Annotated in this window: 21 protein-coding genes; 20 read left to right on the forward strand and 1 reads right to left on the reverse strand. The window is 62.6% G+C overall.

Annotated elements, in window-relative coordinates:
- Positions 1 to 47 precede the first annotated feature (47 nt).
- The 6 genes from ACSQ3Q_RS03890 to ACSQ3Q_RS03915 all read left to right on the forward strand — a co-directional run bounded on the left by ACSQ3Q_RS03890 (position 48) and on the right by ACSQ3Q_RS03915 (position 7,074).
- Positions 48 to 1,778, forward strand: a complete 1,731-nt coding sequence (locus ACSQ3Q_RS03890) for a cell surface protein (protein WP_436133100.1) — start codon at positions 48 to 50, stop codon at positions 1,776 to 1,778.
- An 85-nt stretch (positions 1,779 to 1,863) separates the two neighbouring features.
- Positions 1,864 to 2,793 carry a peptidylprolyl isomerase gene (locus tag ACSQ3Q_RS03895; protein ID WP_436133101.1) on the forward strand — a complete coding sequence of 310 codons (930 nt, stop codon included), beginning with the start codon at positions 1,864 to 1,866 and terminating at the stop codon, positions 2,791 to 2,793.
- A 156-nt stretch (positions 2,794 to 2,949) separates the two neighbouring features.
- Positions 2,950 to 3,756: an ABC transporter permease gene (locus ACSQ3Q_RS03900; RefSeq protein WP_436133102.1), complete on the forward strand. Its 807-nt coding sequence runs from the start codon at positions 2,950 to 2,952 to the stop codon at positions 3,754 to 3,756.
- A gap of 8 nt (positions 3,757 to 3,764) precedes the next feature.
- Positions 3,765 to 5,120: an ABC transporter ATP-binding protein gene (locus ACSQ3Q_RS03905; RefSeq protein ID WP_436136933.1), complete on the forward strand. Its 1,356-nt coding sequence runs from the start codon at positions 3,765 to 3,767 to the stop codon at positions 5,118 to 5,120.
- 151 nt (positions 5,121 to 5,271) lie between these two features.
- Positions 5,272 to 6,165 carry a class I SAM-dependent methyltransferase gene (locus ACSQ3Q_RS03910; protein WP_436133103.1) on the forward strand — a complete coding sequence of 298 codons (894 nt, stop codon included), beginning with the start codon at positions 5,272 to 5,274 and terminating at the stop codon, positions 6,163 to 6,165.
- A 51-nt stretch (positions 6,166 to 6,216) separates the two neighbouring features.
- Positions 6,217 to 7,074 (forward strand): SAM-dependent methyltransferase, encoded by an 858-nt coding sequence (locus ACSQ3Q_RS03915; RefSeq protein WP_436133104.1) that lies wholly within the window; start codon positions 6,217 to 6,219, stop codon positions 7,072 to 7,074.
- A gap of 199 nt (positions 7,075 to 7,273) precedes the next feature.
- Here the strand turns inward: ACSQ3Q_RS03915 and ACSQ3Q_RS03920 are convergent, their stop codons facing one another.
- Positions 7,274 to 11,056 carry a methyltransferase domain-containing protein gene (locus tag ACSQ3Q_RS03920; RefSeq protein ID WP_436133105.1) on the reverse strand — a complete coding sequence of 1,261 codons (3,783 nt, stop codon included), beginning with the start codon at positions 11,054 to 11,056 and terminating at the stop codon, positions 7,274 to 7,276.
- 80 nt (positions 11,057 to 11,136) lie between these two features.
- Here ACSQ3Q_RS03920 and ACSQ3Q_RS03925 point away from each other — a divergent pair, with 80 nt between their 5' ends.
- The 14 genes from ACSQ3Q_RS03925 to ACSQ3Q_RS03990 all read left to right on the forward strand — a co-directional run bounded on the left by ACSQ3Q_RS03925 (position 11,137) and on the right by ACSQ3Q_RS03990 (position 26,959).
- Entirely contained in the window at positions 11,137 to 11,919 is a 783-nt protein-coding gene (locus ACSQ3Q_RS03925) for a glycosyltransferase family 2 protein (RefSeq protein ID WP_436133106.1), read from the forward strand.
- Complete coding sequence (locus tag ACSQ3Q_RS03930; protein WP_436136934.1) at positions 11,916 to 13,019, forward strand: glycosyltransferase family 4 protein; 1,104 nt, start codon at positions 11,916 to 11,918, stop codon at positions 13,017 to 13,019. The genes ACSQ3Q_RS03925 and ACSQ3Q_RS03930 overlap by 4 nt, the downstream gene beginning before the upstream one ends.
- Positions 13,020 to 13,107: 88 nt before the next feature.
- Complete coding sequence (gene argB / locus ACSQ3Q_RS03935) at positions 13,108 to 13,998, forward strand: acetylglutamate kinase (RefSeq protein WP_436133107.1); 891 nt, start codon at positions 13,108 to 13,110, stop codon at positions 13,996 to 13,998.
- 129 nt (positions 13,999 to 14,127) lie between these two features.
- Positions 14,128 to 14,820 (forward strand): response regulator transcription factor, encoded by a 693-nt coding sequence (locus ACSQ3Q_RS03940; RefSeq protein ID WP_436133108.1) that lies wholly within the window; start codon positions 14,128 to 14,130, stop codon positions 14,818 to 14,820.
- A gap of 237 nt (positions 14,821 to 15,057) precedes the next feature.
- Entirely contained in the window at positions 15,058 to 16,509 is a 1,452-nt protein-coding gene (locus ACSQ3Q_RS03945; RefSeq protein ID WP_436136935.1) for an ATP-binding protein, read from the forward strand.
- 170 nt (positions 16,510 to 16,679) lie between these two features.
- On the forward strand, positions 16,680 to 17,342 hold the full coding sequence (gene slmA, locus ACSQ3Q_RS03950; protein WP_436133109.1) for a nucleoid occlusion factor SlmA: 663 nt from the start codon (positions 16,680 to 16,682) through the stop codon (positions 17,340 to 17,342).
- 185 nt (positions 17,343 to 17,527) lie between these two features.
- Positions 17,528 to 18,280: a TetR/AcrR family transcriptional regulator gene (locus ACSQ3Q_RS03955; RefSeq protein WP_010462538.1), complete on the forward strand. Its 753-nt coding sequence runs from the start codon at positions 17,528 to 17,530 to the stop codon at positions 18,278 to 18,280.
- A gap of 5 nt (positions 18,281 to 18,285) precedes the next feature.
- Positions 18,286 to 20,082: an acyl-CoA dehydrogenase C-terminal domain-containing protein gene (locus tag ACSQ3Q_RS03960; RefSeq protein WP_436133110.1), complete on the forward strand. Its 1,797-nt coding sequence runs from the start codon at positions 18,286 to 18,288 to the stop codon at positions 20,080 to 20,082.
- Positions 20,083 to 20,139: 57 nt separating this feature from the next.
- Complete coding sequence (locus ACSQ3Q_RS03965; RefSeq protein WP_436133111.1) at positions 20,140 to 20,577, forward strand: DUF2147 domain-containing protein; 438 nt, start codon at positions 20,140 to 20,142, stop codon at positions 20,575 to 20,577.
- Positions 20,578 to 20,670: 93 nt separating this feature from the next.
- Positions 20,671 to 23,094 carry a 3-hydroxyacyl-CoA dehydrogenase NAD-binding domain-containing protein gene (locus tag ACSQ3Q_RS03970; protein ID WP_436133112.1) on the forward strand — a complete coding sequence of 808 codons (2,424 nt, stop codon included), beginning with the start codon at positions 20,671 to 20,673 and terminating at the stop codon, positions 23,092 to 23,094.
- Positions 23,095 to 23,126: 32 nt separating this feature from the next.
- A complete protein-coding gene (locus ACSQ3Q_RS03975) occupies positions 23,127 to 23,639 on the forward strand; it encodes a DUF4442 domain-containing protein (protein ID WP_436133113.1) in 513 nt (170 codons plus the stop codon).
- A gap of 15 nt (positions 23,640 to 23,654) precedes the next feature.
- Positions 23,655 to 24,854 (forward strand): acetyl-CoA C-acyltransferase, encoded by a 1,200-nt coding sequence (locus ACSQ3Q_RS03980; RefSeq protein WP_436133114.1) that lies wholly within the window; start codon positions 23,655 to 23,657, stop codon positions 24,852 to 24,854.
- Between the two features lie 281 nt (positions 24,855 to 25,135).
- Positions 25,136 to 26,044 carry an alpha/beta hydrolase family protein gene (locus tag ACSQ3Q_RS03985; RefSeq protein ID WP_436133115.1) on the forward strand — a complete coding sequence of 303 codons (909 nt, stop codon included), beginning with the start codon at positions 25,136 to 25,138 and terminating at the stop codon, positions 26,042 to 26,044.
- A gap of 27 nt (positions 26,045 to 26,071) precedes the next feature.
- Positions 26,072 to 26,959 (forward strand): acyl-CoA thioesterase, encoded by an 888-nt coding sequence (locus ACSQ3Q_RS03990; protein ID WP_436133116.1) that lies wholly within the window; start codon positions 26,072 to 26,074, stop codon positions 26,957 to 26,959.
- Positions 26,960 to 26,982 lie beyond the last annotated feature (23 nt).

Consider the following 26,982-nt stretch of genomic DNA (forward strand, 5'->3'; position numbering starts at 1 on the left):
AATCGTGGTAGTTGCGCTTACAAACTTTTTTAACTGGAGTTCTTGATATGAAGAAAAATGTTCTGGCCCTGAGCATTGCTGCCATGATTGGTGGCCTGGGCTTTGCCAACATCGCTTCTGCTGATGTGGTGCGTGGCACTGGCGCGCCTGGCGCTGGCGGTGTCTACGTGACCGACCGCACGCTGCTGACTGCAACCGACACTGTCGACTTGGCTGTCACTCAAGGCGGCACGGGCCACTCGCTGGTGGTGCCTTACTTCAACGCGCAAAACGGCAACATGACCGTTCTGCACGTGGTCAACACCGACACGGTGCACGGCAAGCTGGCGAAGGTGCGTTTCCGTTCCGCTGCCAACTCTGACGACATTCTTGACTTCCAAGTGTTCCTGTCGCCTGGCGACACGTGGACTGCTGCTGTCACTGCTGCCGCTAGCGGCGTTGCTCAGCTGACCACTGCTGACGGCACCTGCACACTGCCTGCGCTGGCCAAGAATGTTCCCCAGTCGTTCGTTACTGATCGTCTGAGCGACAAGGTTGGTGATATCGCTAACCAAACCCGCGAAGGCTACGTTGAAATTTTCAACATGGCTAACATCGATGCGTCCAAGATTTATGGCGCGACCAACAACGCCAACAGCACGCTGTACACGGCTATCAAGCACGTGAATGGTGTTGCACCTTGCACAAGCGCCGCACTTGACGCGACTCTGGTCAACTTGGCAGCTCAAGCTGATGCTCGTGCTCTGGGTCTGGATACGCCTACCACAGGTCTGATGGGTGACTGGTACATCATCAACGTTGCTCAGTCGACCACGTTTGCTGGTGCTGCCACTGCGCTGACGGCTGTGACTACCGCCGGTGGTGCTACTGCAGGTCGCGGTAACTTTGTGCACTTCCCACAAAATGCTACTGCAGCTCCTACGCCTGAAACCTTCTCGTCTGATCCCTTGTTCCGTGTGAACTTCACGCGTAACAACGTCAACGCTCCGGTGACGACTGCTGCAATCCGCGCTGCAAACTATGACCTGCCTGATCTGTCCACGCCTTACACGCTGAATGCTGCCGCTGCGGCTGTGGTTGACACGCGTGTCCAGGCTTACAACCTGACCAAGGCACTGGCTGTCACGTCCATCACCAACCAGTACGCCAACGATCCTACGATCACGGCCAAGACTGACTGGGTGTTCTCGATGCCTACCCGCCGCTACAGCGTTGCTGCTAACTACGCAGCTACCACCACGACGGCTGACAACTATCGTCTGTACACCACGCTGGATACCGGTGGTGGTGCTTACGCTACGTGGTTTGCTCCTGAGAATACCGCCCTTCAAGGTGGTCTGATCTGCGTGAACTCCACAGGTCAGTCCTTCTGGGATCGTGAAGAAACGTCGCGTACTGCCGGCGCAGTGTTCTCGCCAGGTTCCGTTTCGCAGACTCGCTTCTGCGGCGAAACCAGCGTGCTGAGCTTTGCTGATACCGGTAATTCTGTTCTGGCTGCCTCCGTGGCACGTCAAAACGTGGCTGCCGGCGCCGCTTCCGGTCCGTTCACCAACGGCTGGAGCGTGATCGGTACGGGCAATGCATTCAACACCACCCTGGGCGGTACGTACAGCGCTCCTGGCACGACCAACTCCGTGGTGCTCGCATCCGTTGCATACGCTTCGCAAGCTGGCCTGCCAATCCTGGGCTCTTCGTTCATCAAGCTGACGAACCCTCAGGCTGCTGCTGGTACCGTTGGCACCTACGGCATCACTTGGCCACATCGCTTCACGAAGTAATTCGTGGGCACTTAATCGCAGCAATGCGATCAGAAAAGGCGGGGGGCTTCCCCCGCCTTTTTTTTTAACTGCTTGAATCTGGCTGATGACAAATCCAATCATGAACCGCTGTTTTTCTGTTCGAATCCGCCGCGTTGCGACGACCACCGTGACTGCAGTTGCGCTGCTGGGAGCACCTCTGCTCGCTGGTGCTGCCGATGCAGACAACGCCGCGCTGATCACAGGCGAATCCGCCGTTAGTGTCCTGGACATGCAAGCTGATTCGTTGCGCATGCCGGTGGAGATGCGCAACATCGTGCTGCAAAAGCCCGACACGGTGCTTCAGGTCGCAAATAATTTATACATTCGCCGCGTCTTTGCCGAACGCGCGGCTGCTGAAGGTCTGGAGAAAGACCCACAAGTCGCCGCTGCACTGAAGGTTGCCCGCGACAAAGTGCTTTCTGATGCCATGCTGGAGCACATCGATAAAAAAGCCGTGCCTACCGGTGCGGCCTTGGAGGCCTTAGCGCGTAACGAGTACCGCGCAAAGCCAGAACGATTCAAGGCAGAGGAGGAAGTCAAGATCCGGCACATTCTGCTGGCAGAGAAAACTCCCGAATCCAAAGCCAAAGCCGAAGAGGTGCTGGCGCAGCTGAAGAAGGGCGCGGACTTTGCCACGCTGGCCAAAGAGCGTTCGGCGGACACCGGCAGTGCGCCCAAGGGCGGTGAACTAGGCTATTTCGCCAAGGGTCGCATGGTGCCGGAATTTGAAACGGCAGCTTTTGCTTTGAAGAAACCGGGTGATACCAGCGGCTTGGTAGAAACCAAGTTCGGCTACCACATCCTGCAACTGGACGACCGCAAGCCCCAGCGAATCCGTACTTTTGAGGAGGTGCGCGAAGAGTTGATGAAGGAAATGCACACCAAAGCCGCTCAGGATGCACGCGCTTCTGCTGCAGAAAAAATCCAACAAGGTGCCAAAGTCAACCAAAAAGCGATCGAGGCGTTCGCCGCAACTTATAAGACCACGAAGTAAGATTTTGGTTATGAGTTTTAACCTGTATCTCACTGACGGGCCTTCGCGTGGGAATTGAGATAGGGTTCGCTGGCGCATGTTGGAGGTGCGCCAGTAGAAGAGCCCCACATCCGCCTCGTTAATGGCGGTTCTCTGCTTTAACAATTTCGCTTTAGCATGGTGCTGACCACGTTGTTGGATGAAATCCAGGCGCTTTGGCGCGCGCGGGCTTTGGTGTGGGTGCTCACCCGCCGGGAGTTGGCGGCCCGCCACACCGGCACTGCCGCTGGTGTATTGTGGCCCTATCTGCAGCCGCTTCTTACAGTAGCAGCCTACTACTTAGTCTTCGACGTCGTGTTCTCCATGCGATTGGGTGAGGGCGCTCCCTCGCACGCTGTGGGTACTTTTCTTATCGTGGGTGCCCTGCCATGGATGGCTTTTTGTGATGCGGTTTCCCGGGGTATGAATAGCCTCATCGAAGCAGGCGGACTACTGCACAAAAACCCGCTGCCACCGGTACTGTTCGTCGCCAGAGCGGTGTTGGCCAGTGCGCTGATCTATGGACCGCTACTGATGGTGGTGGCCCTGGTGTATACGCCTTTGCATCGCTTTAACGGACCGGTGGTGGGCTTTGTGTTGTTGCTGGCGCTGCAGCTGCTGCTCTGCTTGCTACTAGGTTATTTGGCGGCGGTGTTGGCTGCGGCCCTGCGCGACACGGTACAGCTGGTAGGCTTTCTGTTATCAGTAGGTATTTATCTCTCGCCCATTCTGTTTCCGCTCAGCCTGTTTCCGGAGAACTGGCGCTGGGTGCTGTGGCTCAATCCCATGACAGCTTTAGTTCAGGGCTACCAACAAATATTGTTGCAGGGTGCCTGGCCTCCCGCGAGCGTGTGGTGGGTGACGGGGGCTTGGCTGGCAGTGGTATCTGTACTTTTGAATGTAGCGGTCAAACGCAGCCGCGACCAATTGGTGGACTGGCTATGACCAGTGCGATGCAGAGCTTGGCAGAGGGCAGCAACCCAGCTTCACCGCACGGCGACGCCACAGTTTTGCGTGTACAGGGTGTAAGCAAAGAATACAAGCTGTACCCCACACCTAGAGCGCGCTTACGCGCGTTGATCACCGGCAAGGCGACGCACCGCAGTCACTGGGCGCTGAACGACGTTTCCTTCGAGCTGCAGCGTGGGGAATGTATTGGTGTGATTGGCGACAACGGCGCGGGCAAGAGCACGCTGCTGAAGCTGCTGGCGGGCACGCTACAGCCGAGTCACGGCAAAATTAACCGAGCTGGCCGCGTTACCGCCATTCTGGAGCTGGGGGCGGGTTTCCACCCCGACTTCAGCGGGCGCGACAACCTCTATTTTGCGGGCAGTCTCATCGGCATCTCGCGCGATGAGATGGAGCGGCTAGAGCCCGGGATCATTGCTTTTTGCGAGTTAGGCGAAGCGCTGGACCGGGCCGTCAAGACCTATTCGTCTGGCATGACGGTAAGGCTTGCGTTTGCCCTGGTCACTGCGGTTCAGCCGGACGTACTGATCATCGATGAAGCACTTGCGGTAGGTGACCAGACCTTCCAGAAGAAGTGTGTGGAACGCATCACTGCCTTCCGCAACAACGGCTGCACCATCCTGTTTTGCTCACACAGCCCTTACCACATACGGCACTTGTGCGACCGCGCGCTGTGGCTCAAGGGCGGGCGAGTCGAACAATTCGGCGGTACGGAAACCGTATTGGCTGCCTATGACGTCTATACCCGTGAAAAGGAAAAAGCTGCGGCCGACATTGCCGGGCAACGGGTGTTGGATGGTGCGATGGAAACAGCGCACGTAGCCCCTGCAGATGGGCCGCAAAGCAATGAAGCAGGGATGGGCGTGGTCGATGTGGGTGGCCGTGCGAGCCAAAACGCGGGGGGTGTGTCGCGGACACAAATGCAGGGGGGGAGTGCGTGCATTCTTTCTGTCGATGTCGCCAATCTCGCGGAGGCCGAGCAGAACCAGCCGGCTGTCTTGAAAGGTCAGGATCTGGTGGTGACCATCAAGGCGCGTGGGCGTGGAGAGGAAAGGCCGAACATCGGCTTCATGATCGAGCAGTCCAAAGGGGTGGGCATCACGTCGCTGGCCACACACGAAGATGGTGCTGCGCCGACGCAATTGGAGGACGGCACCTGGCAATCCGTTCTGGCCTTCCCGGACCTGCCTTTGCACAGCGGGGACTACGTCATCAGCGCCTTTTTGTTTGACGAAACGGGCTTGGCGGTCTACGACGAGTGGTTCCAGTTCTTGCACTTTCGCTTCATCTTCCCCAAGCCCTTGCCTGGCTTGGTGCGGCTCCCACATCATTGGAGCTGAGGTGATGGCCTTAGCATCGATCGATGCGGCCAGTGAAGGCAGAACGGGGTTGGTAGGACATCAGGCGTTCGGGGACTCTCAGGCTGCGCGAAGCGCGGGATTCACACCGATACGCTGCAACCCCCGAATCAATGAATAATCGACAGCGACTATGACAACCAAGGCAATCCAACAAATGACGCCAGGAGAACAACTCCTTGATGAAGGTCGGCAACTGCTCGCCCGAGGTGACCGGGTCGGGGCCGCACAGGTTCTGGTGCGCGCCAGGGACGAGCGCGATACGCTCCTGGCAGCCCACCGCCTGATTGAAAGCAACGACCTCGTCGGTTCTTACAACAACGTGATGGGGCTGGACTGCACGATCTGCCCACAGGACGATATTTTTGGCTTCTTTGCCAGCCATCACTCGAGTCGCAATCCGCTGCGCGACTACCTGGCTGACGGGTGGCGGACCTTGTCCGAGCTGATGCTGCTGCTCGAAGCAGTGGATCAGCCGTTGCTTAAGACAGAGCGAATCCTTGAATTTGCCAGCGGCCACGGTCGCTTTACGCGCCACCTCGTGAAAGCGGTCGGGGCACAGAAGGTGGCAGTCTCAGACGTCGTCCCCAGCGCGGTGGAGTTCGCCACGGGCACGTTTGGTGTGGATGGGTTTCTTTCTGCCAGCACGCCCGAACAGGTGAAATGGCCGGCGCAGTACGACTTGGTGTTTGTGCTGTCCCTTTTCAGCCACCTTCCAAAGGCTACCTGGACACGCTGGCTGACCAAGTTGTACGAGGCCGTGGCACCCGGCGGACTGCTGGTTTTCAGTACGCACGGCATCAAGGCCGCAAACTTCGATCATGTGTCACTGGACGACGATGGCTATTTCTTCGCGGCCTCCAGCGAGTCGAACGCAATCGACGAGCAGGAATACGGCACCACTTTCACGTCTGAGGCGTTCGTGCTGGGCCGCATTGCAGAGACCATGGGTGCTGACACGCTCGTGCACAAAGTGCCAGTCCATTTCTGGAACCACCAGGATGCCTATGTGCTGCGCAAGCCTTGATATGGGAACCGCTTTGAATCTCAGGGCGCTATCGCTCGAAAGTCCTGACGAATGAGCTGGATACTCAAGCTACAAGAGCGCCTTTGGGGCATTGCCCCATGGGATGCGGCCCAAATCAGCGACGAATGGTTTCGTGCTCATTTCGAGTACGCGGCCGATGTTGTCAATCACTGGATGGGGAGTGCGCTCGACCTTAAAACTGCCCGCTTATTGAACTTCGGCTGTGGAGACGGCATCACCGACCTTTCGTTGGTGTTGCGTCATGGTGCAACGTCCATTCATGGCATCGATATCCGCCAGGAGTACGCAAAGCTGCCGCGCATTGCCAGGGAGCAACTGGGCATGGCCCGCACAACCTCTGCGTTGACCTTCGAGACCATCAAGCCCGGGGCAGCACTGGCCGGCAAGCGTCCGCAGTTCGACGGAATCATGAGTTGGTCGACCTTTGAGCATGTGCAACGCGATCAACTGCTCCCGATCCTGAAAGACCTGCATGCGTGCCTGCGTCCAGGGGGCGTTTTCTTCTTGCAGATAGAGCCGCTGTTCTATTCGCCTTTTGGATCTCACCTGCGCCGGTATGATGATGTGCCGTGGCACCATTTACTGGCCGATGAAGATACGCTCTGGGACATCATTCAGAAGCACGAAGGCCCAATCGACGCGGCAGAGGTCGACTTCGGTTTTGCGGACTTCGGGGTAGACGGTTATAAGAAATTCGTCTTCAAAGAATACCAGGCGCTCAACCGGCTGACGGCGGGTGAACTGGTCGAGATCACCGCGCAGGCAGGGTTCCATGTGGTGCGGCAAGAGCGGCGCCATGTCGACATGCCCATACCGCTGGAACTACGGGGTCGATACCCCGAAGAGTTACTGCTCAACAACGAGATATTCCTGCTGTTGGGCAAGTGAAGCGCGCGGCCAGTGTGTAGGTCGCGCCGAGCCGTGGCCTGGGGATATGCCCCAACCCACGGTCCGGAGGTTATTGCCATCGATGCGCACTTGGCGATGGTTGCAGCCTGCGATGAATCCGGTATGCCCTCCCAGCGCCTCGAACGTTCGTTCGCAACCGCGCCGAACCATGCACCTCGTTGAACCGGTCAATCGAGCGTTAACGCTGCAGCCAGTTCTTCACCCGGGTTTGCCAATGCTGCGGCACGCGCTTGGCAACCTCACGCAACAGAGGGTGAGATCGAAGGCGCAACACACCTGTGAGCAGAAGCGATTTCGCAGCCGCACCCGTGGCAGCGGTAACTTGATGCTTTTCCAGGAACTCGTGCGCCAACCCGTTCGGTTGCGTGCTTCCCAGGTTTGCCGAGAAGCCGCTCACATAGTCGGTGCTGTAGTGGACAGTGGCAGGCGATTCCTGCTGCAGTGCCGACGCTTCAGATTGGTGCGGGCGGGGCGGGGTGCTATTGCCAGAACCCTGCTGAGAGGCAAAATTCTCTTGTCGCACCCGCATAAACATGTCCACCCACTGCGCCGGTGACTGGTCCCAGCGCTCGACCCAACTCCAGGAGCGGCCGGCCAAGCGTTCAGAAAAAGCGCCAATGTCAGGTGCCACGACGGGCAGGCCGGCTTCCAGGCAGGCACTGAGCGTGTAACTGTAAGTCTCAGGCCACTGCGCCGGGAACCACGCCACATTGGGCCGCAGCCACGCCAGCAAACGGGGCAGGTCCTTGTCCTCGTAGGCGCCGTGCACGGTCAGATGCGTTTTGGGTTGGGTCTTGAGGCTGCGGTAGCCGTAACCTAAAAGATGAAACTCTACCGGCGCATTGCGACGCGCGGCTTCTTCAGCCACAGCCTCCAACACGTCTGCGCCCTTGATGGCGCTGAGCGCCCCCAACACGACAACCTTCAGCGAACCGTTCGAAGCCAAGCCTTCCGGGGCTGGAGTGATACGGGGGACGGCATGATCAAGGTCGGTATGCGGCACCACCAGAATATTCGCGCCGGGTGCAAGGCCAGCAATTCTTCGGGCCGTGTCGTGGCTTGGCGCGATGACGTGTCGAGCGGCTGTGAGAAAGTGGCGGTTTCGGTGCCGCCATTCCCCCACGGTGCCTCCATAGGGTGCTGCAGCATCCGGCGGGCAGCACTTGCATTTGCCAGGCGCTACATCGCCGACGTAGCGGCCGTCCAAGCCAGTCAAGGAAATGTGGGTGCAGTAGCTGTAGAAATCATGCGCTGTGAAGTCGTATCCAACGCCTAGTTGATGTGGCAGGTCCAGAACGCTCTCGTCATGGCCCAGCAAATGGTGATAGTGGATATGCACCACGCCCAGGCTGGTCAAGGCCTGTAGTAGTTGGTCTGTCTCGTCTTCCAAGGCGAATTGCAAGGCAAACCCTTCATTCGCACCTGCGAACTGCAGCTTCACAGTGCGACCCGGTGCGGGGGTGAGTATGAGGAACTGCGCGCGCTTTGACAGGTGAGCTGCCAGTTCGCGCACATGGCGAAGCGTGCCTCCAGCACGGTCATGCAAAATCGTCAGTACGACCGGGAGCTTCGCAGCGCGCATCCGCTCGACGTCCAGCGCCAACCGATAGGGTTTCGCAGGATCTTCCTGCACAAACGACATGACTTCGGCCTCGTACCGCGGATGCAGTCGCCGCAGCGTCTCCATGGCCGCCTTCTCCCGCGGGCTCTTGCTGTCGCCGAAGCTCACGCCGCCGGTGTGCAGCACAAAGGTGTCCAGGTTGTGCAGGTTGCGCCAGCCCTTGGCTGCAGCGCGCTGGCAGAAGTCGTTCTCTTCGCCGTAGCCTTTGCCGAAGTTCTCGGTGTCGAACAGCCCGACGTCGGCCAGGCAGTCGCGCCGGATGTACATGCAAAAGCCCACGCCAGTGGGCACATTCACCACGGCGCCAGGGTTGGTGGCTGCGCACAGGGCGTCCAGCTGGGCGGTGCTGTAGCCTTCCGGCAGGTCATTGCCTTCGCAGAAACGGGGGTAGCTGCAGATGGTGGCGTTGTTCGAAAACGGCGTGACGGACGCGACTTTCTGGTCGCTGTAAGCGGCGCGGCGGATGCGGTCCAGCCAGTCATTGGCGACTTCCGTGTCGCTGTTGAGCAGCAGCACATCGTGACTGTCGCTGAGCGCCATGCCGCGGTTCACGGTGCCGACAAAGCCCAGGTTCTCCGGGTTCTCCAGCAGGGTGACGCGGTCGTCCTGCGCGGCTTTTTCTCGCAGCCACTGGGTGACCTCGGGCTCTGGGCTTGCATCGTTGATCACGATTAGGCGATAGGCACTCTGGAAAGAGCTCGTCAGCACTGACTCAACGCACAGCCGGGTATCCGCCAAGCCGCGGTACACCGGGACGATGATGTCCACCGGTTTGTCCGGAGCGGGAACGGGTTGGGACGCAGGGCGCGCAGCGGCGCGACTCTTGGGCGCACGGCCCAACAAACGGTCAATGCGCATTTTTGCGTGTACCAATGGGCGGGTGGCGCGAAAGACGGTGGACGCCTCGATGCTTTGCAGATGCTGGGCCAGATCGTCGTAGTCTCGCTGAACGCGGGTGGCCTCCAGTTGCCACGTGGCTCGCTGGTGCGCTGTGGCGCGATTGCTTTCTTCCAGCAGTGCGTTGCGGCTTTGAACGGCAGCCAGATTGGTTTGCACCTGGTCCAGGTGTCCTTGTGCGTCGCGGGTCGCTGCTTCCAGCTGTGCAATACGGTCATGCAACGGGTGGACTGTTCCGGCAAGCGCCAAATAATCTGTAGACATGGGCCAGCCCAGCTCGATGTGCAAGGCAAGGCCATGGGGCGATCGAGACTCGAGAATCTGCGCAGGGATCGGCAACTCGAACCAGGGATCTTCTCCCGACATCAACAGCAAAGTAGCCCCGCTGGCCACCGGCAAAGGCGCCTGCCAGACAATCTGGTTGTGAGGCGTGGCCGCGAGCAAGGATCTCTGGCTTGCGTGAGCGTCCCACGTCCACAACTCAGCGCCTTCCGTATCCTTCAGCGTGATACTGTAAAGATGCAGATAACCTGCCCGGTCTGCCGGGTCGAACCGAAGGTGCGTATAAGGTGCGCTGGCGCTCGGAATGTCGAAGCGCACGGTCTGCCGCTCTTGCCCGATGACACCCGAAGCCGTCAGTTTGTTGTCTTCCTGGTACTGCCCGCCCTGGCCCAAATACAACTCGGCAGAAAAATGCGCCTTGCCTTCTGCAGGAAACGACTCCTGAACCACCACCGCTTCTTCGGCGGACTCGACGGGACGCGCCGCACCGACAAACTGGTAGCTCAGCGCGTCCGGGCCCGACAGGATGAAACGCGCCACCGACGGCGGCAGGTCGTCAAATTCGACCTTGAACTCCGATTCGGGGATCGGACGCTCGATGACCTCCAGGGTATCGATGGCCCAGCGCTGTTCCGTCATGAACCGCACCAACGACCGGCGCGTGAAGAAGCGCAGGTGCGTTTCATCCAGCAAGCCTTCCTTGCGGTACTTGAATTCGCCCTTGAGCAATTCGGCGATCAGCCCGCTGTAGCTGGCATTCGGAACGGAGATGAGCAGCCGGCCTCGGGCTGTCAGCATGTTCCGGGCGGCTGCCAACACCGATTCGGGGTGCCGCAAGTGCTCCAACACGTCTGCACAAACGATGGCGTCGTACCGTTCCCCGGCGAACAGGGTGGGCAGATCCGCGGTTTCCAGGTCTGCGACATGCACATGGTGATAGTGGGGGCGGGCGTGCGCCGCTTCCGCTTCACTCCACGTGACGCCATCGCTGACACAGCTGCGGGTTTCCGCCAGGTACTGCCCCAATGCGCCGCTGCCACAGCCCAGGTCGAGGACCTTGGAGCCTGTCGGGATCATCTCAGCGAGGGTAGAGAGAGAAGTTCGTTCTTCGGGACGGATGCTACGTAGATAGACGTGCAAGTCCTCAATTGTTTGCGTCATCACAGAATTATGACGGGGCTTGTCAGCACGCTCCCAGGAGATTGTTACAAGTAGGCCACTGTCCGGGTGACAATAGTGTGGTGTCTGACGCTCCCCTAATTCCCAAGCCCGACCTGGTCGTCTCAATCGTCAGCCACGGCCACGGCCCTCAAGTGCTCGCCTTGCTGAAATCCGTGGCCCGCTTGAATCGCGTGGTGTCGAGAGTCGTACTCACATTGAATGTTCCTGAGCCAGAGTTGCGCGCAGCGGTGGGAAATCTTCCCTTCACGCTGGAAGTCTTATGCAACGAAGCGCCCTTGGGATTTGGAGCAAACCATAACAAGGCGCTGGCCGGGGCCACCGAGACCCATGTTTGCATCTTGAACCCTGACGTGGTGTTGGATGCCGACCCTTTTGAATCCCTGATGGGCGCAGTTGCAGGGAAGAAGTCAACCTGTGCGTATCCCGTTCAGGTCGATGGGGGAGGCAGGATTCAGGACAGTGAGCGGGAGATTCCTTCACTGTGGACATTGTTTCGTCGGCGGTTGATGGGGCGGTCAGAGGTGCGTGTGGACTGGGTCAACGCGGCTTGCCTGCTGATGCCCACGGCCCTCTGGCGAGAACTGAAGGGGTTCGATGAGCGCTACTTCATGTATTGCGAAGATGTGGATTTCTGTCTCCGGTTGAAGCTCAACGGCGGGCATCTGGTCAAGGTGCCTGTGAAAATCATTCATGCGGGCCAACGCGCCAGCCAACGCAGGCTGAACCATCTCGCCTGGCACGTTCGAAGCTTGTTGCGGCTCTGGGCCTCGCCCGTTTATTGGAGAGCGCAACAGTTGCTAACTCGGGCCCCGTCCAGCAAAGGTACCATCGGCACCCGATGATTTGGTTATCTGTGGTCGGTTTTTTGGTAGCAGCGCTGGCTGCAGGGCTCATTGTGCGTTGGGGGCGCGAGCACGCGCTGGTGTATGGCAGTGCCATGCCTCAGCGCTTTCATCTTGGTGATGTTCCGCGTCTCGGTGGGGCGGCGCTTCTTGGCGGCATGGCGGTTAGTTGGTGCCTGGGAATATGGCAATCCTCCCAGTGGGGTGATCCTGGCTCGCTGAGGTTAGGGCCCTGGGTCTGGGGGTGGCTTGCGGTGTTGCTGCCCGCAGCGATGGGGGGCATCGTTGAAGATTTGACCCAACGCCTGTCCGTGCGATATCGACTGATCTTGACGGGGGCATCTGGGGCACTTGCCGTCATGCTGCTAGACCTTTCAATGCCTCGCATCGGGTGGTACTGGTTTGACTCTCTGCTGGTCGCTGCACCATGGATTGGTATCGCGATTGTTGTCCTCGCCGTCACCGGCCTCCCCCACGCCTTCAACATCATCGACGGCTACAACGGCCTCGCGGGCATGGTGGCGCTTATCGTCTGCCTCGCGCTTGCCCATGTGGCCCTGCAAGTCGGTGACCGCGCCTTGGCTGCGTTGCTGGTTTCCACCGCCGCGGCCACCGGCGGGTTCCTGGTCTGGAACTATCCGCGCGGGATGCTTTTTGCGGGCGATGGTGGCGCTTATGTGTGGGGCGTGGTGATCGCCCTTGCCAGCATTTCGCTGGTCCAGCGCAACGCCGATGTGTCGCCCTGGTTCCCCATGCTGCTGCTCATCTACCCCGTGTGGGAAACCATCTTCTCGATCTATCGCAAGACCGTACGGGGCGTATCGCCCGGCGTGGCCGATGCGCTGCACTTTCACCAGCTCATCTACCGGCGCATCGTGCGCGGGGTGTTCCATGACGATGAATCGCGCCGGGTGCTGATGCGCAACAACCGCACGTCCCCGTACCTCTGGGGTTTCACTTTGCTGACGGTTGTGCCTGCCGTGCTGTTCTGGAGCAACACGCCCCTGTTGATGGCGTTTTGTGGCCTTTTTGTCGTCAGCTACGTGATGGCGTACCTGGCCATTGTGCGGTTCAAAGTGCCCAGCTGGCTGCGCCACTGACGGGCGTGCGGGAAGGTGCGTGCCGGTGCCTCCGTGAATGCGGCACAATTTGCGCTTCACATCTTTCTCTTGCGGATGGCACGCCTCCATGACCGACCTTCTTTCGATTGCTCCCCGCGACAAGGCTGAAATACTGGCCCAGGCGCTGCCCTACATCCGCAAGTTCCATGGCAAGACGATTGTCATCAAGTACGGCGGCAATGCGATGACCGACCCGGCCCTGCAGGCCGACTTCGCCGAGGACGTGGTGCTGCTCAAGCTCGTGGGCATGAACCCAGTGGTGGTGCACGGCGGCGGCCCGCAGATCGAGACCGCACTCAACCGCCTCGGCAAGAAGGGCCAGTTCATCCAGGGCATGCGCGTGACGGATGCCGAGACGATGGAAGTTGTTGAATGGGTGCTGGCCGGTGAGGTGCAGCAGGACATCGTGGGTCTGATCAACCAGGCCGGTGGCAAGGCCGTGGGCCTGACTGGGCGAGACGGCGGCATGATCCGCGCGCAAAAACTCAAGATGGTCGACAGCAAAAATCCCTCCATCGAGCACGACGTGGGCCAAGTCGGCGACATCGTGTCCATCGACCCCAGTGTCGTCAAGGCGCTGCAGGACGACGCTTTCATTCCCGTCATCAGTCCCATCGGCTTTGGCGAGAACAACGAGAGCTACAACATCAACGCCGACGTGGTGGCCAGCAAGCTGGCGGAGGTGCTCAAGGCCGAAAAGCTGATGTTGCTCACCAACACCCCCGGCGTGTTGGACAAGGAGGGCAACCTGCTCACCGACCTGACAGCGCGCCGCATCGACGAGTTGTTTGCCGACGGCACCATCTCCGGCGGCATGCTGCCCAAGATTGCGGGGGCGCTGGACGCTGCCAAGGCGGGCGTCAACGCCGTCCACATCATTGATGGCCGCGTGCCGCACGCCATGCTGCTCGAGATCCTTACCGAGCAGGCCTACGGCACGATGATCCGGTCGCACTGAGCCACTCACGATGACAGGCCGACGCGTCCTTCAACCGGTCACCGGATGGGCGCCTTGGCACTGCGTGCCGTGGCGGCTGCGCGCACCGGTCGCACTCGGCAGTGTCTGCAAGTCGCATGAGGGGCCCCTGTGAGACTTTTGTTGGTCGAAGATGACGTGATGGTGGCCAGCGGCATCAAGCTTGGGCTGAGCGATGCTGGCTACGCGGTGGACTGGGTCGGCAGCGGCGAACGCGCTGAGGAGGTGCTGCGAACGGAGTCATTTGACGCAGCCATCATCGACATCGGTCTGCCTGCCATGGATGGCCTCGAGCTCACGCGCCGCCTGCGCCGCTCTGACATGGTGAGCCCCTCCATGCCGGTGCTGATTCTGACCGCACGCGACGCCCTGCACGACCGGGTACAGGGTCTGGACCTGGGGGCGGACGACTACATGGTCAAGCCGTTTGAGCTGCCCGAGCTGCTGGCCCGCCTGCGGGCCCTGTTGCGCCGCTCGCAGGCCGCTACGACGGCGGTGCTGAGCTTTGGCCCGCTGGAGCTCGACACCGCAGGCCGCCGGGCCAGCGTCCGCAGCGGCGATGGGGAGCAGGTGATCGAACTTGGACCGCGCGAGTGGACCGTGCTGGAGTACCTGCTCATCAACGCGCCCAAGCCCGCGAGCAAAGACAAGCTCCTTCAGGCCCTGACGGGGTGGGACAAGGAAATCACGCCCAATGCGGTGGAGGTCTATGTGTCGCGCCTGCGCGGCAAGCTGGAGCCCCATGGCGTGGCCCTGCGCTCCATCCGGGGGTTCGGCTACCGGCTCGAACTCCAGTCACCTTGAGGCGGCGTGGCCGGATCCGCATGCCCGCGCTGCCCACCCACCCGCAATCCCCTGCACTGCAAGCTGTGAGTCGCCATCGTGCTGTCCGGCCGGGCAGGGTGCGTTGCGAGAGGCCTGTTCGCCCCTGCGAGTGCCGCCAGCGCGCCGGCTGACAAAAGAGCGCCCGCGCTGAAATCAGGGATGCAGATGACACCGCCGGACAAGACCACCCTGTCCCAGCGCCCCCGGCTGCGCGCAATGACGTCCGACCTGCGCAACCGGCTGCTGCTGCTGCTGGTGCTGCCCCTGTGCATGCTGGCGCTGGTCGGCGTGTGGCTGGACTACCGCTCGGCCGACGAGGCGGCCGGCCGGCACGACCAGCGCCTTCTGAGGTTGCTGCCCGCGCTGGCCGATTCGGTGCTGGCGCCCTCGATCCGCGACAACGAGCCGCCCTTGTTGCTGCTCGCGCCGCCGGTCGAGGATTTCCTGCGCCAGAACGCAGGCTTTTCCGGCTACAGCGTGCGCGACACTTCTGGCCGCCTGCTGCTGGGGGACGAATGGGTGGCGAGCGCGGTGCCTGGCACCCATGCGCCGGAGTTCCACAGCCTCGAATTCAGCGGCGTGACTTACCGCGTGGCCGTGCAGCGGGGCCGCACCGGCGCCGGCGAGCTGGTCGTGGCACTGGCCGATGGTTCGGACCCGCGCCAGCAGTGGGCGCAACAACTGCTCTTGCGCGTACTGCTGCCCAATTTGGTGCTGGTGGCGGCGGCTGCGCTGGCCATCCACTGGGCGGTGGGGCGGGCTTTCAAGCCGCTGGTGGACCTGGCCGAGGCGGTAGAGCACCGTTCGCCCCGCGACCTGAGCCCGATTGACGAGGCCGCGTCGCCGGCCGAGGTCCGGCCGCTCGTGCATTCGCTCAACCGCTTGTTCGCGCTGGTCAACGCGCAGGCCGAAGGGCAGCGGCGTTTTGTGGCCGACGCAGCGCACCAGTTGCGCACCCCGCTCGCCGGCCTGCAGGCGCAGGTCGAAGCGTGGGCCATGATGGCCAAGGCGGCGGCACCGCCGCGCGTGCCATTGCCAGATTTTGATAAAAAAGTGCCTCTAGCGCAGGACGGACGTGCGCAGGGCGCTATTGTTTTGAGAGCAGATCAGATCGAAAAGCTGCGCAACGCCACGCGCCGTACCTCGCAGCTCGCGCACCAGCTGCTGGCGCTGTCGCGGGCCGATGCGCGCAGCCTGGACGCACAGCAGACGCAGCGGGTGGACCTGAAAGACCTGTGCGAAACGCTGCTTGAAACCTTCCTCGATCCCGCCACCGGCAAAGGCCTGGACCTGGGCCTGGAGGTCCAGCCGGTGCACGTCACCGGGCATGGCTGGCTGCTGCGCGAGCTGCTGTCCAATCTGGTGGACAACGCCATCAAATACACGCCGGCCGGGGGCGTGGTCACTATCCGCTGCGGCATGCGCCAGGGGCGCGCAGGTCCGCCGCGTGTCTTCCTGGAGGTCGAGGACGACGGCCCGGGCGTGCCCGAAGCCGAACGTGCCCGCGTCATGCAGCGCTTTTACCGCGTGCCCGGCACGGTGGGGGAGGGCACAGGCCTGGGCCTTGCGATTGCCGATGAAATCGCCCGCGTGCACCGCGCATCGCTCACCCTGGGCTCGGGCTCCGAAGGCCATGGACTGCTGGTGGCCGTGGTATTTCCGCTGTAGCGCGAGGCCCGCTGGCCTGTTCGGCAACTCTTCCTGAACGTCCCCAGGGGCTGTGCGAGAATCATTTCCACACATGATTTACGCCCTGCCGCAGCCCCGTGTGTGCCTTGTAGGCATGTGAATTTGGCGCAGGGTGCCACCGGCCGCATGGCCCCAAAGCCCCTGTTTGCATGTCCGAACTTTCTCCCCTGCCCGAGCCCGCATCCACCGACGACGCCGGGGGGGCTGCCGCGGCCCGCAAGCGCCCCAAGCCGGGCGAACGCCGCGTACAGATCCTGCAGGCGCTGGCCGCCATGCTCGAGCAGCCGGGGGCCGAGCGCATCACCACCGCCGCGCTCGCCGCGCGCCTGTCGGTGAGCGAGGCGGCCCTGTACCGCCACTTCGCCAGCAAGGCCCAAATGTTCGAGGGGCTCATCGACTTTGTCGAACAGTCCGTTTTCACCCTGGTGCAGCAGATCACCGGCCGCGAGGTGCCCGACCCGGCGCAGCCGCCCGAGGTGGGCAAGCGCCAGGCTGCGCGTATCGTCGCGGTGGTGCTGCAGTTTGGTGAACGCAACCCTGGCATGGTGCGCGTGATGGTGGGCGATGCCCTGGTGTTTGAGCACGACCGCCTGCAGCAGCGCATGAACCAGTTCTTTGACCGCATCGAATCCACACTGCGGCAGTGCTTGCGCTCGGCCACCGCCGCGTCGGCCACGCCCACGGTCGATGCCCAGGTGGCCGCCAGCGCGCTCACGGCGTTGGCGGTAGGGCGCCTGCAGCGCTATGCCCGTTCGGGCTTCAAGCGCCTACCGACAGAGCACCTCGAAGCCAGCCTCGCGCTGATGCTGTAACTGCGGCACGCCCGCTGCTGGGCAGCACGGTACGCCCGCGCTCTCGTTCCGCGTGGCAGAGAGCCCCATCGAGGTGGCGCCCGTGCAACGTGGCTTTGGGCGCCTCTCCCTATTTTTTCCGGGGGTTTTGGCCGGGCGGTGAATTTGCTGCAAAATAGAACGAACGTTCGTTTTTATTTGCCCGCATGTCCGCAACCTCTTCATCCAGCCAGGTCACCCGCATCCCGCGCGCTCGCAGCGGTACCGGCCGTGCCCTGCAAAAAGGCCAGCAAACCAAGGCGGCTATTGTCGAGGCGGCCCTCGGGCTGGCCACGCACATCGGGCTGGAAGGCCTGTCCATTGGGGCATTGGCCGACGTCACGGGCATGAGCAAGTCGGGCGTGTTCGCCCATTTTGGCTCGCGCGAAGAGCTGCAGATCTCCGTGGTCCGCGAATACCACACGCGTTTCGAGCAGGAAGTGTTCTACCCCGCCATGTCCGCGCCGCGTGGCCTGGCCCGGCTCAGCGCCATGTTCGACAACTGGATGAAGCGCACCTCCATCGAAATCGATTCGGGCTGCATCTACATCAGCGGTGCGGTCGAATTTGACGACCGCACCGGCCCCGTGCGCGACGCGCTGGCCAGCTCGGTGCTGACCTGGCACGCTGCCATGCGCCGCGCCATCGAGCAGTGCAAGGGCCTGGGCGAGCTGCGCGCGGACACCAATGCCGAGCAGATGCTGTTCGAAATACACGGCCTCATCCTTGCGCTGCATTACGAAGCGCGCTTCCTGCAGACCCCAGGCTCCATGGGCCGGGCCGTGCAGGGCTTTCACAACATCCTGGCGCGCTACAGCAGTGCCCAGGCCACGACCCCGGCCGCCGCCGCGTCTGCAGCACCGCCTGCTGCCGCCAAGCGCCGCAAAGTTTCCAACCAAACCACCACCTCCAAGGAGTAAACCCCATGCCTATCTACACGCCGCCCCTGCGCGACATGCAATTCGTCATGCACGAAGTGCTCAAGGTCAGTGATGAATTCAAGGCAATGCCGCCCCATGCCGAGGTGGATGTGGACACCATCAACGCCGTGATCGAAGAAGCCGGCAAGTTCGCCGCCGAGGTGACCTTCCCGCTGAACATCAGCGGCGACACCGAAGGCTGCGTGCTCGACAAGGCCACCCACGAAGTGAAGCCACCCTCGGGCTTCAAGGACGCCTATGCCAAGTACGTCGAAGGCGGCTGGGCGGCGCTGTCGTGCGACCCAGCCTATGGCGGCCAGGGCCTGCCCTTTGTGCTGAACCAGTGCCTGTACGAAATGATGAACTCGGCCAACCAGGCCTGGACCATGTACCCCGGCCTGTCGCACGGCGCGTACGAAGCCCTGCACGCCCACGGCACCGAAGAGCAAAAGGCCCTGTACCTGCCCAAGCTGACCAGCGGCGAATGGACCGGCACCATGTGCCTGACCGAACCCCATTGCGGTACCGACCTGGGCCTGCTGCGCACCAAGGCCGAACCCCAGGCCGATGGCACCTACAAGATCACCGGTAACAAGATCTTTATCAGCGCTGGCGAACACGACATGACCGCCAACATCGTGCACCTGGTGCTGGCCCGCCTGCCCGATGCGCCCAAGGGCAGCAAGGGCATCAGCCTGTTCGTCGTGCCCAAGTTCAACATCAAGGCCGACGGCTCGCTGGGCGAGCGCAACCCCATCTTCTGCACGGGCCTCGAGCACAAGATGGGCATCCACGGCAATGCCACCGCGCAGATCGCCATCGACGGCGCCATCGGCACCATGGTGGGCCAGCCCAACAAGGGCCTGGCCGCCATGTTCGTGATGATGAACGCCGCGCGCCTGGGCGTGGGCAACCAGTCGCTGGGCCTGACCGAAGTGGCCTACCAGAACGCGCTGGCCTACGCCAAGGACCGCATCCAGATGCGCTCCTTGAGCGGCACCAAGGCCAAGGACAAGGACGCTGACCCGATCATCGTGCACCCCGACGTGCGCAAGATGCTGCTGACCGCCAAGGCTTATGCCGAAGGTGGGCGCGCGCTGCAGATCTTCTGCACGCTGCTGCTGGACAAGGTGCACAGCCATCCCGACGAAAAAGTGCGCAAGGACTCCGAAGAACTCGTCGCCCTGCTCACCCCCATCGTCAAGGCCTTCATTACCGACAACGGCCACATCTCCACCAACGCCTGCATGCAGGTCTTCGGCGGCCATGGCTTCATCAAGGAATGGGGCATGGAGCAGTACGTGCGCGACAACCGCATCAACATGATCTATGAAGGCACCAACACCATCCAGTCGCTGGACCTGCTGGGCCGCAAGGTGCTGGGCAACAACGGCGCGACGCTCAAGAAGCTGGGCAGGCTGATCGGCAAGCTGGTGGAAGAAGAAGGCGTGAACGAGAAGATGGCCGAGTTCATCAACCCGGTCGCCATGCTGGGCGACCAGATGACCAAGTTCACCACCGAGATCGGCTTCAAGGGCATGCAGAACCCCGACGAAGTGGGCGCCGCCGCAGTGGACTACCTGCGCGTGGCCGGCCATCTGGTGTTCGGCTACCTGTTCGCCCGCATGGCCCAGGTCGCGCTGCGCGAGATTGCCGCTGGCAACACCGACCCCTTCTACGGCGCCAAGCTGCAGACGGCCCGCTTCTACTTCGCCAAGCTCTTCCCCGAGACCGCGACGCTGATGCGCACCGCCCGTGCCGGCAGCAAGGTGCTGATGGACACCGACCTGGCCCTGGCCTGATCGGTGCGTGGGTCGGTGGATGGATCGGATTTCAAGCCTTTTTGCGGGGTAGCGCTTATGTTTAAAGCGGTAGTGGCTATTGTTTTTGTAGCAGGCGCGTTGCCAGCCTGGGCGCAGGCAACGCCCGAGGGCCTGTGGCGCAACATCGACGACAAGACCGGCGAGGCCAAGGCCGAGATCCGCATCCGCGACACCGGCGGCGGCGTGCTGAACGGGGCGCTGGAAAAGCGCCTGTCCAAGGACGCCAAGGCCGATGACGTGTGCGACGAGTGCTCGGACGACCGCAAGGGCAAGCCGATCCTGGGGCTCGAGATCATCCGTGGCGCCAAGAAGGCCGAGGGCAAGGACGTGTGGGAGGGCGGCAAGATTCTCGACCCCGAGAACGGCCGCAACTACACCCTGCGCATGACGCCCATCGACGGCGGCAAGAAGCTGGAAGTGCGCGGCTCTTTCGGCCCCTTTGGCCGCACGCAGACCTGGATCCGGGTGCAATAAAGACGACAACACCGTGCGCGCCGCGCCCAGGCACGGCGTGCACAACAACGAGGGCAGGGCGCCCACCGCGGCCGCCTTTCTGGAGAAATACCGATGTCAAGATTCCAAGTGAAAAAAGTCGCCGTGCTCGGCGCGGGCGTGATGGGCGCGCAGATTGCCGCCCACCTCGTCAACGTGAAGGTGCCCGTGGTGCTGTTCGACCTGCCGGCCAAGGAAGGCCCCAAGAACGGCATCGTCACCAAGGCCGTCGAAGGCCTAAAGAAGCTCAAGCCCTCGCCCCTGGGCGTGGCCGAGGATGCGGCACTGATCCAGCAGGCCAACTACGAAGAGCACATGCACCTGCTCAAGGAATGCGACCTCGTGATCGAGGCCATTGCCGAGCGCATGGACTGGAAGCTCGACCTGTACACCAAGATCGCGCCCCACGTGGCCAAGCACGCCATCCTGGCGTCCAACACCTCGGGCCTGTCGATCACCAAGCTCTCTGAAGTGCTGCCCGAGAGCATCAAGCCGCGTTTCTGCGGCATCCACTTCTTCAACCCCCCGCGCTACATGACGCTGGTGGAGCTGATCAATACCCCCACCACGCAGCCCGAAGTGCTCGACCAGCTCGAAGCCTTCGTCACCAGCGGCCTGGGCAAGGGCGTGGTGCGCGCGCACGACACCCCCAACTTCGTCGCCAACCGCGTGGGCATCGCCGGCATGCTGGCCACCATGAAAGAGGTCGAGAACTTCGGCCTGACCTTCGACGTGGTGGACGACCTCACGGGCAAGAAGCTCGGTCGCGCATCGAGCGGCACCTTCCGCACTGCCGACGTGGTGGGCCTGGACACCATGGCGCACGTGATCAAGACGCTGCAGGACAACCTGAGCATCGAGACCGATCCGTTCTACGAAAGCTTTGGCACGCCCGCCGTGCTGAAAAAGCTGCTGGAGCTGGGCAACCTGGGCCAGAAGGCCAAGGCTGGTTTCTACAAGAAGGTCGGTCGCGACGTCATGCGATTCGACCTGGAGGCCGAAGAGTACGTGCCCGGCGGCCAGAAGGCCGACGAGGTGTACGCCCGCATGCTCAAGAAGCCTGCTGCCGAACGCCTGCGCCTGCTGCGCAACGCTGAAGGCGCGCCCGGCCAGTTCCTCTGGGCCATCCTGCGTAACAGCTTCCACTACGCCGCCGTGCATCTTGGCACCATTGCCGACAACGCCCGCGACGTGGACCAGGCCATGCGCTGGGGCTTTGGTATGAAGCAGGGCCCCTTCGAGCTGTGGCAAGAAGCTGGCTGGCTCGACGTGGCGAAAATGATTCAGGAAGACATCGACGCGGGTAAGGCCCTCTCCAATGCACCGCTGCCCGAGTGGGTCTTCAGAGGCCCCGTGGCTGAAGCCGGTGGCGTGCACACCGCGCAAGGTTCGTGGAGCGCATCGCAGAACAAGTTTGTCCCGCGCCGCCAGTTGCCTGTGTACGAGCGCCAGATCTTCCCAGAGGCCTTGCTGGGCGAGTCCAACCTTCCCGACTGGCGCACAGCCGGTACGACCATTGCCGAGTCCAAGGCGCTGCGCACCTGGACGTTGGATGAGGATGGAAGCCCCTTCGGTGGGCGGGTCCTGATCGCCAGCATCAAGAACAAGATGCACGCCATCAGCCCCGAGGTGATGGAAGCGCTGATGGAAGCCTTGGAGCTTGCCGAGGCCGAATACCAGGGCATGGTGATCTGGTCCGGCGACGCACCTTTCAGCGTGGGTGCCGACCTGGAAGCCACGATGCCGGCCTTTGTGGTGGGCGGTGCAGACGCCGTCGAAAGCATCGAGAAGGAACTGCAGAACCTGATGATGCGCATCCGCTACGCGCAAGTGCCTGTCGTCGCGGCCATCCACGGCATGGCGCTGGGCGGCGGCTGCGAGCTGGCTGTGTATTCGGCCAAGCGCGTGGCCCATATGGAAAGCTACATCGGCCTAGTCGAAGTGGGCGTGGGCCTGGTGCCTGGCGCCGGCGGCCTGACCTACATCGCGCGCCGCGCTGCCGAGAACATGGCGGCCTCTACCGGCAAGGACATCCTGCCCTTCCTGACCGAAGGCTTCACCGCCGCGGCCATGGCCAAGGTGGGCACGAGCGCCCTCGAATCGCGCAAGCTCGGCTTCCTGCTGGAGTCCGACATCATCGTGCCCCACAAGGACGAACTGCTGTTCGTGGCCATCAACGAAGCCAAGTCCATGGCCGCCAGCGGCTGGCGCGCGCCGCACAAGCGCCTGTTCCCCGTGGCGGGCCGCAGCGGCCTGGCCACCATCAAGGCACAGCTCGTGAACATGCGCGACGGCGGCTTCATCAGCGCCTATGACTTCAAGATCGGCGCCATGATCGCCGAAGTGGTGTGTGGGGGTGACGTGGACGCCGGCGCGCTGGTGAGCGAGGAATACCTACTCACGCTGGAGCGCAAGGTGTTCTGCCACCTGATCGCTCAGCCCAAGACGCACGAGCGCATCCTGGGCATGTTGTCCACCGGCAAGCCGGTTCGCAACTGATCCGAACGTCGATTGACAACCGGTTGACCGACATGAGCGAACACGCCCCCAACAAATTGCAGCGCTCGCTGATGCGCCTGGACGAGGCGCCCGCCTTCATGCGTGGCTTCGTGCAGAACATCATCCTGCGCCGGGCTGTGCCGTTCACCGGCACGGCCGGGGTGAAGTTCGTTTCGCTCACGCCCGAGCGCGTCGAGGTGCACCTGGCCAATGAGCACCGCGTGCAGAACCATATCGCTGGGGTGCATGCCTCGGCCATGAACCTGCTGGCCGAAACGGCCACGGGCATGGTGGTGGGCATGAACGTGCGCGACGACTGCATCCCGCTGGCCAAGGAGCTCTCCATGGCGTTCAGGAAGCGCGCCACCGGCGGCCTCAAGGCCGTGGCCACGCTGACCGCCGAGCAGCGCGCCGCCATGCAGGCCAGCGATAAGGGCGAGGTGAAGGTTGCGGTCACGGTGACCGACGAAGCCGGTGTGGAGCCGGTCGAATGTGTATTTACGTGGGCCTGGATTCCTTCCAGCCGCCCCGCAAAAAAGAATTGAAGGAGTTTCAACACCATGGCTCAAAAACAAGTCCAGGACGCCTACATCGTTGCTGCCACGCGCACGCCCATCGGGCGCTCGGGCCGCGGCTATTTCAAGAACACCCGCCCCGACGACCTGCTGGTCGCCGCCATCAAGAGTGCGATGCTGCAGGTGCCCACGCTGGACCCCAAGGCGATTGAAGACGCCATCATTGGCTGCTCGTTCCCCGAGGGCGAGCAGGGCATGAACATGGCGCGCATTGCTGTGGGCCTGGCGTTTGACCACCCTGTGGGCGGTGTCACCGTCAACCGCTTCTGCGCATCGGGCATCACCGCGCTGCAGATGGCCGCCGACCGCATCCGCGTGGGCGAGGCCGATGTGCTGATCGCCGGTGGCGCCGAGTCCATGAGCCTGGTGCCCATGGGTGGCAACAAGACCTCGTTCAACGCAGAAATATTTGCGCGCGACGAGAACGTGGGTATCGCCTACGGCATGGGTCTCACGGCCGAAAAGGTGGCCCAGCAGTGGAAGGTGAGCCGCGAAGCGCAAGACGCGTTCGCCCTCGAATCCCACCTGCGTGCCATCAAGGCGCAAAAGGCCGGTGAGTTCACCGACGAAATCACGCCGTTCGAGATCGTGGAGCGTTCGCCCAACCTCGTCACCGGTGAAGTGGTGGAAAAGCGCCGTACCGTGAGCCTGGATGAAGGCCCACGCCCCGACACGTCCCTCGAAGGCCTGGCCAAGCTCAAGCCCGTGTTTGCTGCGCGCGGCAGCGTCACGGCCGGCAACAGCTCGCAGACCAGTGATGGCGCGGGCGCGCTCATCGTGGCCAGCGAAAAGGCCGTGAAGCAGTTTGGACTGACGCCCCTGGCGCGTTTTGTGAGCTACGCCGCGCGTGGCGTGCCGCCCGAGATCATGGGCATTGGCCCTATCGAAGCCATTCCGGCAGCCCTGCGTTATGCGGGCCTCAAGAGCGATGACATTGGCTGGTACGAGCTGAACGAAGCGTTTGCGGCCCAGTCGCTGGCGGTCATCAACACGCTGGGGCTGAACCCTGCGAACGTGAACCCGATGGGAGGCGCGATTGCGTTGGGGCATCCGTTGGGGGCGACGGGTGCGATTCGGGCGGCTACGGTGGTGCATGCGCTGCGTCGGCACAAGCTGAAGTACGGGATGGTCACGATGTGTGTAGGTACCGGCCAAGGAGCCGCCGGCATCATCGAAGCGCTGTGAGTTAGCTGGCTACTGCGCGGGCCATCTGCGTCGTTGGGCGGTGCTCGGAATCCTCACGTACAGGAAGTACGTTCCGGTTCCTGCGCTCCGTCCGCCTAGCAGCTGATCCCGCTCGTTACGCCCTGGAGGGCGGGGTGTGAAGGCAGGGGAATGGGCGGGGTAAGACTTGAATTGCTCTCACCCAAACCGTTCGGGCTGAGCCTGTCGAAGCCAGGGTTCTGCCCTCAGCGATAGTTTCTTTTCAAGCCGGCGCAGATCGGTTTCGAACCAAGGAGACAGACATGAACAAGCAAACCTTGCAGGTCAACGGTGCAGTGGCTTTGGCGCTGCGCGTCTATGAACCCGAGGGCGCCCCGCGCGCCAGCGTCGTGATCGGCGGTGCGATGGGGGTGCGGCAGTCGTATTACGAGGCCTTTGCGCTGTGGATGGCGCAGCAGGGGTTTCGGGTCACCACGTTTGACTACCGGGGCCATGGGGATTCGTTGCACGGCGCCATGCGCGATGTGAAGGCGGACCTGTTTGATTGGGCGCAGGACTATGAAGCGGTGATCTCCGGCGCCAAGGCCGCGCTGCCGTCGCAGCCGCTGTACTTGCTGGGCCACAGTCTGGGCGCGCAGTTGCCCGGTCTCTTGAAGAAGCCCGAGCAGGTCGATGGCCTGCTCAGCGTGGCCGCAGGCAGCGGCTACTGGCGCGACAACGCGCCGCAGCTCAAGCGCATCGTTCCGTATTTCTGGTGGGTGCTGGTCCCGCTGGCCACGCGGCTGTGCGGGTACTTTCCGGGGCGCACGCTCAAGAAGGTGGGCGACCTACCGGCGGGGGTGATCCTGCAGTGGCGGCGCTGGTGCCTCGACCCAGGGTACAGCGTGGGGGCCGAAGGGCCTGCGGTGGCACAGAGTTATGGCGCGGTGCGGTTCCCGGTGCTGGCGCTGTCGATGGCCGACGATGAGCTCATGACACTGCGCGGCACGCACAACCTCGTCAACCTGTACGCCAACACCGAGCGCCGCGTGGAGAGCATCACCCCGGCCGACCTGCAGGTGCGGCGCATCGGGCACTTCGGATTCTTTCGTGACCAGTTCCGCCAGAGCCTGTGGCCGCGCGCGGCGGCGGCGTTCCTGGCGCTCGGTGCTGCCGCAGGCGTGCCGTCTGGCGAAGACGCCTCGCTGGCAGTCGCCGGCACGACGATCTGAGTTTTCGTTTGGCGGCACACTCGCAGCATGACTTCCGCACCCTCTTCACCACAGTCGCCATCACCACACCACCCGCTGGACGAAGCGCTGCAACTGCAAAGCGCTGCGGCGGATGCCGCGTCTGCTGCGGTCCGTTCTGCCGGTCAGTACCAAGGCACCACCCACCCGGGCTACTGGAACATGGTCGGCCCGTTTGGCGGCATCACGGCTGCGACGCTGCTGCAGGCCATCCTGCAGCACCCCCAGCGCCTGGGTGATCCGCTGTCGCTCACCGTCAACTACGCTGGCGCCCTGGCAGAGGGCCCGTTCACGGTGCAGGCCGTGCCCGTGCGCACCAACCGCTCGACCCAGCACTGGACCCTGTCCATCCTGCAGCCTGATGCCGACGGCGCGCCCGTGGTCACCACCACCGCCACGGCCGTGACGGCGGTGCGGCGCGAGACCTGGAGCGTCGGCGACGTGCCCATGCCCGAGGTGCCTCCCCCCGCTGAGCACAAGGCCATCGTGGCGCCCCCGGGTGCGGTCGAATGGCTCAACCGGTATGAGATGCGACCCATTGCTGGTTTCATCCCGCGCACCTGGGACGGCAGCGGCGACCACAGCCTCACGCAGCTGTGGATGCGCGATGCGCCGCCCCGGCCACTCGACTTTGTGGCGCTGGCTGCATTGGCCGATGTGTTCTTCCCCCGCGTGTGGCTGCGCCGCGCGCGCCAGGTGCCCGCGGGCACGGTGTCGATCACCGTGTACTTCCATGCCACGGCCGAGCAGCTGCAGGCCACGGGCACGGGCTTCCTGCTCGGCCAGGCACGTGGGCAGGAGTTTCGCAATGGCTTCTTCGACCAGACCGTGCAGCTGTGGAACGAGGCGGGCACCATGCTGGCCACCAGCCACCAGATCGTTTACTACAAGGAATAGGACGCAGGCACCCGCAGTTCTGT

Origin of the sequence: Acidovorax sp. LjRoot129 (assembly GCF_964253765.1) — a bacterium.
GTDB lineage: Bacteria > Pseudomonadota > Gammaproteobacteria > Burkholderiales > Burkholderiaceae_C > Acidovorax.